Origin of the sequence: Synechococcus sp. R55.7 (assembly GCF_047461955.1) — a bacterium.
Taxonomy (GTDB): domain Bacteria; phylum Cyanobacteriota; class Cyanobacteriia; order Thermostichales; family Thermostichaceae; genus Thermostichus.
The window spans coordinates 3,190-4,845 of sequence record NZ_JANSIC010000058.1 but is presented as its reverse complement, the minus strand read 5'-3'; the positions used below and the strand labels follow the sequence as shown (position 1 = coordinate 4,845).

Below are 1,656 nucleotides of genomic sequence, written 5' to 3'. Positions count from 1 at the left end.
CCTCTACCACCACCACAGGGGGGCTGGGCAACCCGCTGTTGGCCACCGGCGAAAACGTCACTTCTCTGCTGCTGGCGGTGGTGGCGGTGCTGGCCCCTTGGCTGGCAGTGCTGCTGATGGGTTTGCTGGTGTACTGGCTGGGCAAACGGGCGTTGAAACTGGGGTTCCGCAGCAGAAATGCCGCTCCCAAGTCTCAGGGATCCCCGCCGACGGCTGTTCTACACTGGAGAAGGTTTTAACTGGATGGTTTTGCCATGCCGCCTCGCTGGCCCCGGAAGCCCTCCCGTCGGGATCCCGAATTTCGCAAGCTGGATGATCGCTATACCTATGCCGCCCACCTGTCTGTTTTCCTCTGTAGCGGGTCTGGGCTGGTGTTTTTTCAGCAACTGTACCGCGCGGATTGGCCGTGGCTGGTGCCCCTGTTGGGCTGGTGGGCTTTGGGGTTGGGGATCCACAGCTTCTGGATCTTTTTTGTGGCCCGCTATCCCGTCGAGGCCGGCTTTGGGGAGCTCACTCCCGGCGCGCACGAAAACCCAACAGCCGCGGAGACGGATCCCTCCAGAGCCAGCTAGGACTTAGAGAGGGGATGATCCCCTTGCTCCTGTTCTCAGCCAGGGGAGGTAGAAGCTCCACCTGGTCGCCGCTGCCGCCGCAGCAGCAGGGGGGAGAGATCGCTCTCGTCGTAAATATCGCCCACCAGCTCCTCCAAAATGTCCTCCAGCGTGATCAGGCCGGTGGTGCCGCCGAACTCATCCACCACAATCCCCAGGTGTTGGCGAGAGCGCAGCATTTCCTTGAGCAACAAGCTGACCCGCTTGGTGTCCGGCACAAAAAAAGGCGGTGCCATCGCCTGGGTCACTTCGGCATTGCCTTTTTGATCGAGATAGCGCAAGGCTTGCTTGAGGTGGATAATGCCGACGATCTCGTCCTTGGATTCTCCCTGCACGGGGATGCGCGAGTAGCCCGTTTCCAAACAGAGCTTCACCACATCCTGCAGTGTTTTGTCGTGGGAGATGGTCTCCATTTTAACTCTGGGCTTGGCCACGTCCCGCGCCTGCAGCAAGTCCAAAGCCAAGGCCCCACGGAACAGCCGCCGTTTTTGCCAATCCAGCAGCCCCCGCTGCCCCAACACATCGATCAGCAGCTCCAAATCCTTGAGAGAAGCGGTGGCCGTTAGGGGGGAGAATTCCAATAGATTGAAGAGCCTGCTGACAACCCACTCAAAAGCGTCGCTAAAAGGGCGCAACAGCACCGATAGGACATGAACAGGCCGCACCACCCAGCGGAACACCCCTAGCGGATGGCTCACCGCTAAAGACTTTGGGGCTACTTCTCCAAAGAGGAGCACCACAATTGTGGTGGGCACGGTGGCGGCCAAAGCTCCAATCTGGGTTCCCAACAGTTCAATGGAGAGGGTTGTGGCCAAAGCGGCAATGCCGATGTTGACAAAGTTGTTCACCAGCAACAGGGTGGTGATCAGCCGCGAGCGCTGTTGTTGGGCCAGTCGATACAAGCCCTGTGGATCCCCTTGTTCTTCGATCAGAGATTCCAGGCGCAGGTTGTCCATGGCCGTGATGGCGGTTTCGGCCCCAGAGCAAGCTCCTGAGAGAAGCAGCAGAAAGGCCAAGAGAAAGACATTAACCATAGCGCTCCGTT

Annotated in this window: 3 protein-coding genes; 2 read left to right on the top strand and 1 reads right to left on the bottom strand. The window is 59.1% G+C overall.

Annotation, left to right across the window (positions count from 1 at the left end):
* Positions 1-239 (top strand): DUF4126 domain-containing protein (locus tag NW820_RS04700; protein ID WP_414406821.1); only part of this gene is annotated, 239 nt, incomplete at its 5' end.
* 15 nt (positions 240-254) lie between these two features.
* Positions 255-572: a hypothetical protein gene (locus NW820_RS04695; RefSeq protein WP_011433986.1), complete on the top strand. Its 318-nt coding sequence runs from the start codon at positions 255-257 to the stop codon at positions 570-572.
* Positions 573-607: 35 nt separating this feature from the next.
* On the opposite strand, the gene NW820_RS04690 is transcribed toward NW820_RS04695, so the two are convergent.
* Positions 608-1,656 (bottom strand): hemolysin family protein (locus tag NW820_RS04690; protein ID WP_414406820.1); only part of this gene is annotated, 1,049 nt, incomplete at its 5' end.